The sequence below is a fragment of the Mycobacterium sp. TH-M11 genome (assembly GCF_057473725.1).
The window spans coordinates 1-14292 of sequence record NZ_JBYCLD010000324.1; the positions used below are offsets into that span (position 1 = coordinate 1).

At 65.6% G+C, this 14292-nt stretch carries 14 protein-coding genes; 6 read left to right on the plus strand and 8 right to left on the minus strand.

Going from position 1 to position 14292, the window contains the following annotated elements:
- Positions 1-130: 130 nt before the first annotated feature.
- Complete coding sequence (locus AC2VOG_RS13215; protein WP_486940351.1) at positions 131-1045, plus strand: MerR family transcriptional regulator; 915 nt, start codon at positions 131-133, stop codon at positions 1043-1045.
- On the opposite strand, the gene AC2VOG_RS13220 is transcribed toward AC2VOG_RS13215, so the two are convergent.
- On the minus strand, positions 1042-2403 hold the full coding sequence (locus tag AC2VOG_RS13220) for a salicylate synthase (protein WP_486940352.1): 1362 nt from the start codon (positions 2401-2403) through the stop codon (positions 1042-1044). The genes AC2VOG_RS13215 and AC2VOG_RS13220 overlap by 4 nt on opposite strands.
- 84 nt (positions 2404-2487) lie before the next feature.
- Here AC2VOG_RS13220 and AC2VOG_RS13225 point away from each other — a divergent pair, with 84 nt between their 5' ends.
- A complete protein-coding gene (locus AC2VOG_RS13225; RefSeq protein ID WP_486940353.1) occupies positions 2488-3762 on the plus strand; it encodes an HNH endonuclease in 1275 nt (424 codons plus the stop codon).
- Here the strand turns inward: AC2VOG_RS13225 and hemW are convergent.
- Positions 3759-4931 (minus strand): radical SAM family heme chaperone HemW, encoded by a 1173-nt coding sequence (hemW, locus tag AC2VOG_RS13230; RefSeq protein ID WP_486940354.1) that lies wholly within the window; start codon positions 4929-4931, stop codon positions 3759-3761. The two genes, AC2VOG_RS13225 and hemW, sit on opposite strands and share 4 nt — an antisense overlap.
- 389 nt (positions 4932-5320) lie before the next feature.
- Between hemW and AC2VOG_RS13235 the strand changes: the two genes are divergently transcribed.
- From AC2VOG_RS13235 to AC2VOG_RS13245, 3 genes are read left to right on the plus strand one after another with little or no spacing between them, the layout of a single operon-like run.
- Positions 5321-6982: a nitrite/sulfite reductase gene (locus AC2VOG_RS13235; RefSeq protein ID WP_486940355.1), complete on the plus strand. Its 1662-nt coding sequence runs from the start codon at positions 5321-5323 to the stop codon at positions 6980-6982.
- Positions 6979-7710: a phosphoadenylyl-sulfate reductase gene (locus AC2VOG_RS13240; RefSeq protein WP_486940356.1), complete on the plus strand. Its 732-nt coding sequence runs from the start codon at positions 6979-6981 to the stop codon at positions 7708-7710. The genes AC2VOG_RS13235 and AC2VOG_RS13240 overlap by 4 nt, the downstream gene beginning before the upstream one ends.
- A complete protein-coding gene (locus AC2VOG_RS13245) occupies positions 7707-8405 on the plus strand; it encodes a sirohydrochlorin chelatase (protein WP_486940357.1) in 699 nt (232 codons plus the stop codon). Before AC2VOG_RS13240 ends, AC2VOG_RS13245 begins: the two co-directional genes overlap by 4 nt.
- Before the next feature lie 57 nt (positions 8406-8462).
- On the opposite strand, the gene AC2VOG_RS13250 is transcribed toward AC2VOG_RS13245, so the two are convergent.
- The 6 genes from AC2VOG_RS13250 to AC2VOG_RS13275 form a co-directional block, all read right to left on the minus strand.
- Entirely contained in the window at positions 8463-9518 is a 1056-nt protein-coding gene (locus tag AC2VOG_RS13250) for a sulfate/molybdate ABC transporter ATP-binding protein (RefSeq protein ID WP_486940358.1), read from the minus strand.
- A 37-nt stretch (positions 9519-9555) separates the two neighbouring features.
- On the minus strand, positions 9556-10374 hold the full coding sequence (cysW, locus tag AC2VOG_RS13255) for a sulfate ABC transporter permease subunit CysW (RefSeq protein ID WP_486940359.1): 819 nt from the start codon (positions 10372-10374) through the stop codon (positions 9556-9558).
- Positions 10371-11234, minus strand: coding sequence for a sulfate ABC transporter permease subunit CysT (gene cysT / locus AC2VOG_RS13260; protein WP_486940360.1), 864 nt, complete (start codon positions 11232-11234; stop codon positions 10371-10373). Before cysT ends, cysW begins: the two co-directional genes overlap by 4 nt.
- On the minus strand, positions 11231-12199 hold the full coding sequence (locus AC2VOG_RS13265) for a sulfate ABC transporter substrate-binding protein (RefSeq protein ID WP_486940364.1): 969 nt from the start codon (positions 12197-12199) through the stop codon (positions 11231-11233). The genes cysT and AC2VOG_RS13265 overlap by 4 nt, the downstream gene beginning before the upstream one ends.
- A 160-nt stretch (positions 12200-12359) precedes the next feature.
- Positions 12360-12452: an Ms4533A family Cys-rich leader peptide gene (locus AC2VOG_RS13270; protein ID WP_486940361.1), complete on the minus strand. Its 93-nt coding sequence runs from the start codon at positions 12450-12452 to the stop codon at positions 12360-12362.
- A gap of 124 nt (positions 12453-12576) precedes the next feature.
- Complete coding sequence (locus AC2VOG_RS13275) at positions 12577-12771, minus strand: hypothetical protein (RefSeq protein WP_486940362.1); 195 nt, start codon at positions 12769-12771, stop codon at positions 12577-12579.
- Positions 12772-12868: 97 nt separating this feature from the next.
- On the opposite strand from AC2VOG_RS13275, the gene AC2VOG_RS13280 reads away from it, so the two are divergent.
- On the plus strand, positions 12869-14292 hold a 1424-nt coding region (locus tag AC2VOG_RS13280), incomplete at its 3' end, for a cobaltochelatase subunit CobN (protein ID WP_486940363.1).

Genomic DNA, 14292 nt, shown 5'->3' on the forward strand with positions numbered 1-14292 from the left:
GACGGACGCAACGTCTCGATGTACCCGGGATTCGCCACCCAGTATCTTAGGCAGATGCGCGATTTCCAGTACGCCGACTACGACGCTGTCGAGCACGCCGCCGCCCGCACGAGCTCGCCCGCCTGACACGATGGCGTCCGACCGCCCACCTCGCGCCGAAACCGGCACCATCGCCGGTATTTTGGCGAACCTGCGCCGCGCCCCCAAACGCGTCCGGCGCCAGTCGCGAGAGGTCATCGAAAATGCCGTATCGCAGTTGTTCGACGCGGCGGTGCGGTACCCCCACGGCACCTCGGGCTCCGGGGAATACCGCATCGAAGACCTGGCCCGACTGGCCGGCACCACCACCCGCAACATCCGGGTCTACCGCGACCGGGGTCTGCTGCCGGCCCCGCTGCGGGTCGGCCGCATCGCGCTGTTCAACGACACGCATCTGACCCGGCTGCGGCTGATCACCTCCATGCTCGACCGCGGTTACAACATCGCGCACGTCCGGGAAATGCTCAGCGCGTGGGAGGAAGGCAAAGATCTCGGCGACGTACTCGGCCTCGAGACGGCCATCGTCGGTACCTGGACCAGTGAGAAATCCCAGACCATGCCGGTGACAGAAGCGCAACAACTCATCAACGACACCAATGCCTTTGACCGCCTGGTGAGTCTGCAGGTGATCCACGTCGACGACGGGCAGGCCACCATCACCCGCCCGAAGCTGATCGAGGCGTTCAACGAGATCCGCGGCTATGGCATGAGCATGGACAAGCTCGTCGACCTGCACGAGCACATCGCGCCGCTGATCGACCAGATCAGTGAAATGCTGGTGCGCGCCGGCGCCGAACACGTCGCCGATCGGATCAAGCCCGGTGAGGCCTTGCCCGCAGACACCGAAATCGCCGAGCTGATCACCATGTTGGTCCGATTCCGCACGCAGGCCGTCGCGTCGGTGACCGCCACTCTTGCCTCATCCATCGAGACGACAATCGAGTCGCTGGTCAGCCAGATCCTGGCCGAATACCTGGAACGCTCCGCCGAGGCGGGTGTGGGCTAACTCGTTGAGCGACGCGCCACCAGATACGGCGCCAACGTGGTCAGCTTCTCGCAGGTCTCCTCGAATTCCCGGTCGGGGTCCGACGCGGCGATGATTCCCGCGCCCGCGCGCAACCAGGTGCGGCCGTCGCGTTCATAGACGGTCCGCAGTGTCAGCGCCGCATCGAGTGTTCCGTCGGCCGAAAACCTCACGACTGCTCCGGAATACAGCTCGCGAGGGCATTCGTCGAGACGCAGGATGGCATCCACGCCGGCCGCCTTGGGAATGCCTGACGCGGTGACCGCGGGAAACAGCGCCTCGAGAGCGTCCATCCGGTCTTTCGACGCATCGAGTCGCCCGACCACCGTCGAGCCGAGATGCTGCACGCTGCCGCGTTCGCGCACGGTCATGAAGTCGACCACCGCCGAGCTACCGGGTTTGGCGACCTCGTCGATGTCCTGCAGCGCGCTGCGCACCGACAGCGCATGCTCGACAATCTCTTTGGTGTTGGACTCCAATTCCTCACGGGCCGCCCGGTCTCGGTCGGCACCGCGGCCCAACGCCCGGGTACCGGCCAGCGGCTCGGTCACCACGACGCCGTCTTCTTGCACCGCGGCCACCAGTTCGGGGCTGAAGCCCAGCGCCCGAAATCCACCGAGATGCAACAGAAACGAGCGTGCCGGAGTGTTTTTCCGGCGCCCCACCCGATACGTGGACGGAAAATCCAGCGCGAAGGGCACATTGACGCATCGCGACAAAATCACTTTGTGATAGCTGCCCGCGGCGATTTCGTCGATGGCGGTGGCGACGCGGGCGCGGTAGCCGGAATCATCGACGGACACGTCGACAGCCGACGGCGCCGGCAGCGGCGCCACACCCGCACTGAGCAGTCGGCGCACGCGTTCGACGCGGCTGTCGTCGGCGTCGATCACCGCGACCGCGTCGTCGCCCACGACGATCCGGGTGCGCGGCCAGAAGACCCGCGCCAACGGTGTCTGCGGCCCCAGTCGCTGCTGCAGGCCAAAGCGGTAGGCGCCGAATTCAAAGGCAATCCAGCCGAACGCCTCGTCGGTTTCCAGCAGCAGTCGATCGACTGCCTCGCCCAGCACGGGCCCCGGTCTTCCGGACCAGGTCTGCCGCCGAGTTGCGCCGTCTTGGATGATGCGCAGCTCGTCGCTGTCGAGTTCGATCATCGCCAGCGCACCGACGGCCAGGATCCATTGCCCGTCGTGCTCGTAGAGCACGTATTGCTCGTCGTCCGCCTCGGCGAGGGCAGCCGCCAATTCGGCCGCGAGGTCCGCCGGGGCGACGTCGGCCGGTAACGGAAAGGATCGCGACACGGCGTCTGCCGGGCTGGTCTCGACACCAACATGGGTCACAAAAAGTAAGTTTAGCCTAACCTATATACAGGTCTCGTCCGGTGCCGATTGCGCCCGCCGGTAACGTCTGCTATATTCGAACACATGTTCGATATTGAGACGGGTGACGAGTCGTCGTGCGGGGAATCGATGCTGATCGAACGCATCGCCAAGCTGGAGCGATTCAAATCCGCTGCTGCCGCAGCCCAGGCGCGTGCGGCGGCCGCGCTTGATCTGGCACGCCGGGCCGACGAAGCGAGGGCGGGAGTGCCGGCCGCGAGGCGCGGCCGCGGCGTAGCCAGCGAAATCGCCCTCGCCCGGCAAGATTCGCCCGCCCGGGGTGGTCGGCATCTGGGCTTCGCCAAGGCACTGGTGAACGAGATGCCACATACACTGGCGGCCCTGGAGCAGGGCGTGCTCTCCGAGTGGAGGGCCACCATTATCGTGCGCGAAAGCGCGTGTCTGGACGTCGACGACCGGCGCGCGCTGGACGCCGAATTATGCGGCGATCCGGCCGACCTGGACGGAATGGGCGATGCCCGGATTGCGGCGGCAGCCAAATCCATCGCATACCGCCTTGACCCGCATGCGGTCGTCGACCGTGCCGCCAAGGCCGAAACCGAACGGACGGTGACCATTCGGCCCGCGCCGGACACGATGACCTACCTCACTGCGCTTCTTCCGGTAGCGCAGGGCGTATCGGTGTACGCGGCGCTGCAACGGGAGGCCGCCACCACAGCCGACGGACGATCTCGCGGTCAAGTCTTGGCGGACACTCTCGTCGAGCGAGTCACCGGGCGGAGCGCCTCAGCGCCGACGCCGATCGCCGTAAATCTGGTGCTATCGGACCGCACCCTGCTGAGCATCGACGCGACGCCGGCCGACATCAGCGGATACGGCCCCATCCCCGCGGAAGTTGCCCGCGAATTAGTGACGGCAGCGGCCACGGATTCACGCTCACGCGCGACGCTGCGGCGGATCTACAGCCATCCGAAGTCCGGCGCGCTGGTGAGGATGGAGTCACACGCCCGGCGATTCCCACGCGGGCTTGCTCAATTCATCGCGCTGCGCGATCAGCGCTGTCGCACACCCTATTGCGACGCGCCGATCCGGCACCTCGACCATGCCAAGCCCCATGCCCGCGGCGGGCCGACGGATGTCGCCAACGGACTGGGATCCTGCGAGCGCTGCAACTACGCCAAAGAAGCCGCCGGCTGGCAGGTCAGCACCGAGGTTGACGAAGCCGGCCGACACGCGGCCGAATTCACGACACCGACCGGCCAGCGTTACCGATCCATCGCTCCGCCACGCGCACCGGCGGTGACAATCAGCGAAATCGAAGTCAGGGTCGGCATCGCATTGCTGCGACATGCGGCTTAACCGAGCAGGTTGCGGACAACCCCGTCGGCCAGCAGCCGCCCTCGGTCGGTGAGCACCAGACGGTCACCCTCGCGTACCAATAAGCCGTCGTCGACAGCAATGTCGGCGCGACTACGCTCGGCCTCATCCAGCAGTTCGGCGGGCAGACCCTGACGCAGTCGAATCCGCAGCAACACGTCCTCGGTGTGCCGACTGGTGGCGTCCAGCTGCTCGAACCCGGCGACTGGCAAGGCGGCATCGCTCAGCAATTGCGCATAAGCGTTGGGGTGCTTGACATTCCACCAACGCGTCGCACCGACGAAGCTGTGCGCGCCGGGACCGGCGCCCCACCACTGCCCGCCGCTCCAGTAGCCCAGATTGTGTCGACACTCTCCACCCGGACGACTCCAGTTGGACACCTCATACCACTCGAGCCCGGCCGTCGAGAGGCGTTCGTCTACCAGCTCGTAACGATGGGCCAGCACGTCATCATCAGGGGCGGCCAATTCGCCGCTGCGGACTCGGCGTGCCATTGCGGTCCCGTCCTCGATGACGAGGGCATACGCGGACACGTGATCGACGCCGGTCTCGATCGCAGTGTCGACCGAACGCAGCAGGTCGTCGTCGGTCTCCCCCGGTGTGCCGTAGATGAGGTCGAGGCTGACGTGCTCGAATCCCTCGGCGAGCGCCTCGCGGGCCGCCGACGCCGATCGATTCGGCGTGTGAATGCGGTCGAGGACGCCCAGCACGTGCGGCGCCACCGACTGCATGCCCAGCGACACCCTGGTGCAACCGGCCGCGCGGGCAGCCGCGAAAAAGTCCGGCCAGGCCGACTCTGGGTTGGCCTCGGTAGTCACCTCCGCATCGGAGGCCAGTTCAAAGTTGTCCCGCACCGACTGCAGCAACTGAGTCAGGCGCAGCGGCCCCAACAGCGACGGCGTTCCGCCCCCAATGAAGACGGTGTGCACGGTAGGCCCACCCAGCTTGCTGGCCGCCAACTCGAGCTCGATGGCCAGCATCTGCAACCAGGCGTCCGGGTTGACGCCACCCAATTCCGCGGGTGTGTAGGTGTTGAAGTCGCAGTAACCGCAGCGGGTGAAGCAGAACGGCACATGCACATAGATGCCGAGGGGCCCGCCGGTACTGAATTGCAGGTCGGGCAGGTCGACCGGTGAAGTGGATGCCGTCACAGTTACCTAATATCCCGGAGCGCGCGCTCAACATCCACCGCAGGCCGCTTACAGGAACCCTGCAGCGAAATGGGAGAAACCGTTGGGCAAATACCCAGGCTTGGTCGGTAGTTTCAATCACTATGAGCGAAATTCGCACCTGGTAGCTAAGGCCAGCGACATCCGTGGCACAATGAAGGAGTGACCGTTGCCCACCCCGCCCAGCACCGTATTGCGCTGGTGGCACGTCTTCACGTCGACTTCAAGCGTGTTTGCAGCTGTCGCTGTCTGACTTGATTTCGTAGACCCGACCACCTGAGTTCCAGCTGGCACCCGGATCTGCGCCGCCGGGACAGCCACCGGTGGTTTGCGCGGTCCACGCCGGCTACTCCATCAGAGGAGAGTGCCGCATGACGTCCCCCCGCCCCACCAAAAGCCAGGGCCAATGGGCGCTTGGAGAGCGTGACCCGCTCAACCCCAACGAGCAATTCAAACAGGACGATGACGCGCTCAACGTGCGCGACCGGATCATCAACCAGTACTCGAAGACCGGTTTCGACAGCATCGAGAAGAACGACCTGCGCGGTCGGATGCGGTGGGCCGGGCTTTACACCCAGCGCGAGCAGGGCTACGACGGCAGCTTCACCGGCGACGAGAACATCGATCTGCTCGAAGCCAAATTCTTCATGATGCGCGTGCGTTGCGACGGCGGGGCCATCTCGACCGCGGCGCTGCGCACGCTCGGTGAGATCTCCACCGAGTTCGCCCGCGATACCGCCGACATCTCCGACCGGGAAAACGTCCAGTACCACTGGATCCGAATCGAAGACGTGCCGCAAATCTGGGAGCGGCTGGCGGCCGTGGGACTCCAGACGACCGAGGCCTGTGGCGACTGCCCCCGTGTGGTGCTGGGGTCTCCGCTGGCCGGTCTGTCGCTCGACGAGGTGCTCGACCCCACCTCGGCGGTCGAGGAGATCGTCCGCCGCTACATCGGCAACCCGGAATTCTCGAACTTGCCGCGTAAGTACAAGACCGCGATCTCGGGCCTGCAAGACGTCGCCCACGAGATCAACGACATCGCCTTCATCGGCGTCAACCATCCCGAGCACGGGCCGGGGCTGGACCTGTGGGTGGGCGGCGGCCTGTCCACGAATCCGATGCTGGCACAACGGGTTGGCGCTTGGGTGCCGTTGGACGAGGTTCCCGATGTCTGGGAGGCCGTGACCTCGTTGTTCCGTGACTATGGCTACCGGCGGCTGCGGGCCAAGGCCCGGCTGAAGTTCCTTGTCAAGGATTGGGGCATTGAGAAATTCCGCGAGGTGCTCGAAACCGAATACCTCAAGCGCAAACTCATCGACGGCCCGGCCCCGAAGCCGCTGACCCGTCCGATCGACCACGTCGGCGTGCAGAGACTGAAGAACGGGCTCAACGCCGTCGGTGTCGCACCCATCGCGGGCCGGGTATCGGGCACCATCTTGTCCGCGGTCGCCGACCTCGCCGAGTCCGCCGGAGCCGACCGGGTCAGCTTCACGCCGTACCAGAAACTGATCATCCTCAACGTTGCCGACGACAAGCTCGACGAGTTGACCGCCGGACTGGACGCGCTGGGGCTGCCGTCGCGGCCGTCGCACTGGCGTCGAAACCTGATGGCCTGCAGCGGGATTGAATACTGTAAGTTGTCCTTCGCTGAGACTCGGGTGCGTTCACAGTCGTTGGTGCCCGAATTGGAGCGCAGGCTCGAGGACCTCAACACCCAACTCGACGTGCCGGTCACCGTGAACATCAACGGCTGCCCGAACTCATGTGCCCGCATCCAAATTGCCGATATCGGGTTCAAGGGCCAAATGGTCGACGACGGCGAGGGGAATTCCGTCGAAGGATTTCAGGTTCACCTGGGAGGCAGCCTGGGGCTCGACAGCGGCTTCGGGCGAAAACTACGGCAACACAAAGTCACCAGCGACGAGCTTGGCGACTACATCGATCGCGTGGTGCGCAACTTCGTGAAACAACGAGACGGTGGCGAGCGTTTCGCGAACTGGGCGCTACGCGCCGAGGAGGCAGATCTGCGATGAGCAACCTATCCCAAGCAGAATTACGGGAGTTGGCGCAAAAGGGCGCCGCCGAACTAGACGGTGCCAGCGCCAGCGACTTGTTGCGCTGGGCCGACGAGAACTTCGGCGGTGTCGGCGGGCCCCGGTCCACGGCTACCTGTAACTATGTGGTGGCCTCCAACATGCAAGACGCCGTGTTGATCGACATGGCGGCCAAGGTTCGTCCCGGTGTGCCAGTGCTGTTCTTGGACACCGGATATCACTTCGCCGAGACCATCGGCACCCGCGACGCGGTGGAGGCGGTCTACGACGTGCGGGTGCTCAACATCACCCCCGAGCACACCGTCGCCGAGCAGGACGAGCTGTTGGGCAAGGACCTGTTCGCCCGTAAGCCGAGCGAATGCTGCCGGCTCCGCAAGGTCGCGCCGCTGTCCAAGGTGTTGCGCGGCTACTCCGCCTGGGTCACCGGTCTGCGCCGGGTCGAAGCGCCGACTCGCGCCGGCGCGCCGCTGATCAGCTTCGACGAGGCGTTCGGGTTGGTGAAGATCAACCCGCTGGCGGCCTGGTCCGACGACGACGTGCAGAGCTACATCGACGAAAATGATGTTTTGGTGAATCCGCTTGTCTACGACGGCTATCCGTCGATCGGCTGCGCGCCCTGCACGGCCAAGCCGGTCGAGGGCGCCGACCCGCGCAGTGGGCGTTGGCAGGGGCTGCCGAAGACGGAATGCGGGCTGCACGTCTCGTGACGCGCCTTGTGCTTCTGGCCCACGGAAGTAGGGATCCGCGATCGGCGGCCAATGCGCGGGCCGTGGCGAACCAGATCCGGTTCCTACGGCCCGGTCTGCCGGTACGGGTGGCCTTCTGCGATCTGAATACGCCGCGACTGCCTGACGTTCTCACCCCGGACGCGGTGGTGACACCGTTCCTGCTGGCTGATGCCTACCACGCCCGCGTCGACATCCCCCAGCAGATCGCGAGTTGCGGCATAGCCGTTCGGCAGGCCGAGGTGCTCGGTGAAGACGACCGGCTGGTGTCTGTGTTACGCGAGCGGTTGGCCGACGTCGGAGTCGAGAGCTGCGATCCGGCGTTGGGCGTGGCCGTCGTCGCGATCGGCTCGACCCATGCGGCGGCGAACGCACGGACGGCGATAGTCGCAGAAAAGCTCGCCGCTGACACTCAATGGGCTGGTACGACAACGGCATTCGCCACCGGGGACGGTCCGTCACCCGCCGAGGCTGCGGACCGGTTACGGCGCGACGGCGCCCGCCGCGTGGTCGTTGCGCCGTGGTTCCTGGCGCCCGGAAAGTTGACCGACCGCGTCGCGGCTTTCGCTGCGGCGGAGGGTATTCCGATGGCAGCACCGCTCGGTGGGCATCGCCTGGTGGCCGAGACCGTACTGGACCGCTTCGACGCGGCGGTCGCACTGCGTGCGGCGGCCTGAACCGACCACGGCTGTGCGGCGCCTTGCAGTGCCGAGCGGGTCAACTCAGACCAGCCTTCAGCCGGAACTCACCGCGATCTCGTCGACGTCAGAATCCTTGTCCGGCAATACTTTGTGAGGGATATTAGGTATCCGAGTGGCCCGCACATACACGGTGTCCCCCTCCTTCAGCCCGAGCGCCTCAGCATCACCGCGGGTGATCTGAGCGATGAACGGCCCGCCGGTGGCAGCATTGGTCAACTCGACGCGCACCTCGAACCCCAGCATCACCACCCGGTCGACGGTCGCCCGCACCACGCCGGTGGATGCTGCGCCGTCCTCGGCGGCGATTGCCAGCTCAGGACTGCGACCCACCCGAATGTCATGCGGGCGAACGAGGTTGCCGTTCAGTGACGAGACGGCACCCAGGAACGACATCACGAATGCATTGGCCGGACTGTCATACACCGCGCTCGGCGGGCCGATCTGCTCGATCCGTCCGTCTTTGAGCACCGCGATGCGGTCGGCCACATCCAGCGCCTCGGCCTGGTCATGGGTGACCAGAACGGTGGTGACGTGTACGTCGTCGTGCAACCGTCGCAACCAAGCGCGCAGGTCGTCGCGGACCTTTGCGTCGAGCGCCCCGAAGGGTTCGTCGAGCAACAGCACCTGCGGGTCGACCGCCAACGCGCGCGCCAACGCCATGCGCTGACGCTGTCCGCCGGACAGCTGACTGGGGTAACGAGTCTGGAATCCGCTCAGGCCAACCACTTCGAGCAGATGGTCGACCTTCTCGGCGATTTCGGCCTTCGGTCGCTTGCGGATCTTCAGCCCGAAGGCCACGTTGTCACGAACGCTCAGATGCTTGAAGGCCGCGTAATGCTGGAAGACGAAGCCGATTCCGCGTCGCTGCGGCGCAATCCCGGTGACGTCGCGGCCGTTGATGACGATCTGCCCGGTGTCGGGTTGGTCGAGCCCGGCGATGGCCCGCAGCAGTGTCGACTTGCCCGAACCGCTGGGTCCGAGCAGCGCGGTCAATGAGCCCGCGGGCACGTCGAAATCGACGTTGTCCAGCGCAACGAAGTCGCCGTAGCGCTTGTTGGCGCCGCGCACGCTTATGGCGTTGTCAGCCATCAGTCCGCCACTCCGTTCCCGTCATACCTGGTTCCTGTCATGCCTGGTTGCCCGCTCGGTTTCGGTGAGCATCGAGAATCACCTGAACGATCAGCACCACGACGGACACGCCCATCAGCAGCGTCGAGAGCGCGTATGCGCCATACTCGGCGCCGCGGTTGTAGCGATCGGACACCAGCAGCGTCAGGGTTTGCGATTTTCCCGGCAGGTTCGACGACACCATGATGACCGCGCCGTACTCGCCGAGCGTGCGGGCGATGGTCAGCACGACGCCGTAGGTCAAGCCCCACCGGATCGACGGCAAGGTGATCCGCCAAAACGTTTGCCACCACTTCGACCCCAGTGTCGCGGCCGCCTGCTCCTGATCGTCGCCCAGTTCGTGCAGCACCGGCTCGACCTCACGCACCACGAACGGCAACGTCGCGAAGATGCTCGCCAGCACGATGCCGGGCAAGCCGAAGATGATCTTGAAGCCGAAGTCCTTTTCGACGAACCCGAATAGGCCCGCCGATCCCCACAGCACGATCAAGGCCACCCCGACCACCACCGGTGACACCGCAAACGGCAGGTCGATGACCGCCTGCAACACAGCCTTACCGCGGAACCGGTTGCGCGCCAGCATCAATGCGGTGGGCACACCGAAGAGCACGTTGAGGGGAACCACGATCGCGACTACCAGCACCGACAAATCCAGCGCCGAGATCGCCGCTGGTGTGCTGATCCAATCGACGAACTGGCCGACGCCGGGCTGGAAGGTCCGCCACAAGATCAGCCCGACCGGGACCACCAGCAACACCGCCACATAGGCCAACGCCAAGAAGCGGAGCAGGTAGCGAACAGCGGGCGAGGGGGTCATGCCGACAGCTCCTCCCGCCTGGCCGCACGTGACCCCAGGGTACGCAGCACGACCAGGACCACAAACGAAATAAGCAGCAGCACAATCGATATCGCGGCCGCACCGGTCCGGTCATCGTTCTCGATCAGAGTGCGGATCCACTGAGAGGACACTTCGGTCTTACCCGGCACGGCGCCGCCGATCAGCACTACCGAACCGAATTCGCCGATCGAGCGCGCGAAGGTCAACCCCGCACCGGTCAACAGGACCGGCGTCAACGACGGCAGCACCACAGTGGTGAAAATCGTTGCGTTGTTGGCGCCGAGCGACGCGGCCGCTTCTTCGGCCTCGTGGTCGACCTCCAGCAGCACCGGCTGCACCGCCCGCACCACGAATGGCAGCGTGACGAAGGCCAGCGCCACACCGACACCCCATCCGGTGTGCTGCAGATGCAGCCCCACCGGACTGTGATTTCCGTAGAGCGCCAACAGCACCAGGCTGGCCACAATCGTGGGCAACGCGAACGGCAGATCGATGATCACGTCGACAATCCGCTTTCCGGCGAAGTCGTCGCGCACCAAGACCCAGGCAATCAGCAACCCGAAGACCATGTTCACCACGGTGACGCCGGCGGAGATGGTCAGCGTCACCCGGAAGGATTCGACGGCAGCGTTCGAGGTGACCGCCGGCCAAAACTCCTCCCAGCCACCGCCGACCGACTGCCAGAAGATCGCGGCCAGCGGCAGCAGCACGATCAGCGACAGCCACACCACCGAAACCCCGACCCGCAATGACGTTCCGTTGTTGACCAACTTGTTGCGCCCCAAGCGCTTACCGTCGCCAGCGTTCCCGGTGACGTTGCGCGTGATCGCCGTCGTCATCCGGTGGCCTGGGTGTAGATCTTGGTGATGCTGCCCGACTTCTTGTCGAACAGCTGCTCGTCGACCGTGGGCCAGCCACCGAGATCGGCGATCGTCCAGAGCTTTTCCGGCATCGGGAACTGGTCGCGGACAGCGGCTGCCACCGCGGGGTCGACCGGGCGGAACCCGGCCGCCGCCCAGACTTTTTGGGCGTCCACGGTGTATTGAAAATTCTTGAATACGACAGCGGCATCCAAATGCGGGCTGCTGGTCACCACGGCCACCGGGTTTTCGATCTTGATAGTCTGAGCAGGGTTCACATGGGTGATCGGCTTTCCTTGCCGCTCAGCGGCGATCGCCTCGTTCTCGTAGCTGATCAAGACGTCACCGCTGCCTTGGACGAACACGTCGGTGGCCTCTCGGCCCGAGCCGGGACGCAGTTTGACGTGCTGGCTGACCAAGCTGTGAACGAAGTCGAGACCCGCCTGCGGGTCTCGACCGCCACCGCTGTTGACCACGTAGGGAGCCAGCAGATTCCACTTCGCCGAGCCGGAACTCAACGGGCTGGGCGTGACCACCTCGATGCCGGGCCGCAGCAGGTCATCCCAATCCTTGATGTTCTTGGGGTTGCCCGGTCGCACCACCAGCGTCACCACCGAGCCAAACGGGGTGCCCTTGGTGGCGTCGTTGTCCCAGTCCTTGGCGACCTTGCCCGCCTTGACCAGTCGGGTGATGTCAGGTTCCGTGGAAAAGTTGACGATGTCGGCCGGTTTGCCGTCGACAACACCGCGTGACTGGTCCCCCGATGCTCCGTACGAGGCGACCACCTGGACGCTTTTGCCTGACGGCGAGGCGTTGAACGCCGGGATGACCTTGCTCCAGCCGGGCTCGGGCACCGAGTAGGCGACCAGCGTGATGCTGGTGTTGGCACCGGTCGATCCGCCCCCGACGACATCGCTGGCCCCTCCGTGGCACCCCGCGATCATTCCCGCGGCGACGGTCACCGCGACGACGTGCCGCCACCCGAGGGAGCTTTTGTCGTCGTCGAACAATGGTCGACCTTTCGGAAGTGAGCTTGGCGTCTGACGGCTCCCGTGGCGAAGGCTGATGTCCGTCGACGGGCGGATTCGGCGCGCGGGCAGAAAGTCAGCGACAACAATGCACGTCAGCGACGGCGCAATCGCCCACGGCAATGAGCGCCAAGACATGGCCCTCGGTGCTGCCGGACGCTGCGTGCATGGGCGAATCCTAACAGCCGAAGCCGGGGCAGGTCAGCGCGTCAACCACCAGGCGACGATGACCAATACGACCAGGGCCACCAACACCAGGGTGACCCGCGACCGCGGCATGCCGGTGTTAGGGCTCATCGCGACTCGCCTTCGCTGTGCCGGACCCGATTGATCAGGTGGATACCGCGCCCCAAGGCGCCGTCCAGCGCCGACGCGATCAGGTAGGCCAACGCCAGCACGACCGGCATCACCACGATGGTCTGGAAGACAAACCCCAGGCCAGACAGCCACAGTTCGACGCCGTCCCACCAACTGAGGATCGCGTTCATTGGGCTCACCCTATTCGGCGCCCCCGGGCCGGGCCAATACGTTCCACTAAGCTGGTCCACGGGCCTCGGTGTCCAGCGAACCCCGAGGAGGACTCCGGTGAACCGTCGCATCGCGTTGCTATCGACGTCCGACACCGACCTGCTGTCGGCACGGTCGTCGCTCGCGGCCTACAACCTGGGCAACCCGGCGCGTCAGGACATCGGCGACGTGCTCGGCGATGCCGAGGTCGCGGTGCTCCGGGTGCTGGGTTCGTCGGCGGAGGTGGCCGAAGAACTCGCTGCCCTGCGGGCCACCGGACTGCCGTTGATCGTGCTCGGTGGGGAACGCACGCCCAGCGCCGAATTGATGGAGTGTTCGACGGTTCCCATCGGGCTTGCCGCGCAGGCACACTCGTACCTCGCCGAAGGCGGCCCGGTGAATCTGGCTCAGCTGCATGCGTTTCTGTGCGACACCGTGTTGCTCACCGGACAGGGATTTGACGAACCGGTGGTGGTCCCCGACTGGGGCTACGCCGAGCGGCCCACCGTTGCCGGCGGCGCGCGCGTCGGCGTGCTGTACTACCGGGCCCACGAGGTCAGCGGCAACTCCGGCTTTGCGCACGCGCTCGCCGACGCGATCGACGCCACCGGCAATGCGGTCGGTGTGCCGATCTTCGCGTCCTCGTTGCGCAGCGCACCCGACGAATTGTTCGATGCGCTCGGCACGCTGGACGCCGTGGTGGTCAGCATGCTGGCGGCCGGTGGCTCGAAGTCGGCCGCCGCCGGCGCCGGCGAGGACGATTCCTCATGGGACATCGAACGCATCGCCGCGATGAACATCCCGGTGCTGCAAGGTCTTTGCTTGACCTCCTCCCGCGAGGAATGGGCGTCCAACTCCGACGGGGTCACCCCGCTGGACTCCGCGACGCAGATCGCGATACCTGAATTCGACGGGCGCATCATCACCGTGCCGTACTCCTTCAAGGAGATCGACGACGACGGACTCCCCCGTTACGTCGCCGACGCCGAGCGTTGCGCACGGGTCGCGGCGATCGCGGTCAACCACGCGAGACTGCGACAGATCCCCAACCGGGACAAGAAGCTCGCACTGGTTCTCTCGGCCTATCCGACCAAGCATTCGCGCGTCGGCAACGCCGTCGGCCTGGACACCCCGGCGTCGGCGATACGACTACTGCGCCGACTCGCGCAGGATGGTTATGACGTCGGCGACGGATTCGGCGTGCTCGACATCGAAGACGAGACGCAGGCCGGCGACCGATTGATGCACACGCTGATCGACGCCGGCGGCCAGGACGAACAATGGCTGACCAACCGGCAGGTCGACGGCGCCCAGGTGTCCGTCACCGCGGCGCAGTACACCGAATGGACGGCCGACCTGCCCGCCGAGTTGCGTGACGCGATGGCGCAGGCGTGGGGACCGGCGCCGGGCCGGCTGTTCGTCAACGACGACGGCGACCTGGTGATCGCCGCGCTGCGGGCGGGAAACATCGTGCTGATGATCCAGCCGCCGCGCGGGTTCGG

Bases quoted from the DNA above. Each gene is read 5' to 3' on its own strand.
- AC2VOG_RS13240 (WP_486940356.1), top strand. From the start codon at position 6,979: ATGAGCAACCTATCCCAAGCAGAATTACGGGAGTTGGCGCAAAAGGGC.
- AC2VOG_RS13235 (WP_486940355.1), top strand. From the start codon at position 5,321: ATGACGTCCCCCCGCCCCACCAAAAGCCAGGGCCAATGGGCGCTTGGA.
- cysW (WP_486940359.1), bottom strand. From the start codon at position 10,374: ATGACCCCCTCGCCCGCTGTTCGCTACCTGCTCCGCTTCTTGGCGTTG.
- AC2VOG_RS13265 (WP_486940364.1), bottom strand. From the start codon at position 12,199: ATGATCGCGGGGTGCCACGGAGGGGCCAGCGATGTCGTCGGGGGCGGA.
- cysT (WP_486940360.1), bottom strand. From the start codon at position 11,234: ATGACGACGGCGATCACGCGCAACGTCACCGGGAACGCTGGCGACGGT.
- AC2VOG_RS13275 (WP_486940362.1), bottom strand. From the start codon at position 12,771: ATGAACGCGATCCTCAGTTGGTGGGACGGCGTCGAACTGTGGCTGTCT.
- AC2VOG_RS13270 (WP_486940361.1), bottom strand. From the start codon at position 12,452: ATGCACGCAGCGTCCGGCAGCACCGAGGGCCATGTCTTGGCGCTCATT.
- AC2VOG_RS13215 (WP_486940351.1), top strand. From the start codon at position 131: ATGGCGTCCGACCGCCCACCTCGCGCCGAAACCGGCACCATCGCCGGT.
- AC2VOG_RS13225 (WP_486940353.1), top strand. From the start codon at position 2,488: ATGTTCGATATTGAGACGGGTGACGAGTCGTCGTGCGGGGAATCGATG.
- AC2VOG_RS13250 (WP_486940358.1), bottom strand. From the start codon at position 9,518: ATGGCTGACAACGCCATAAGCGTGCGCGGCGCCAACAAGCGCTACGGC.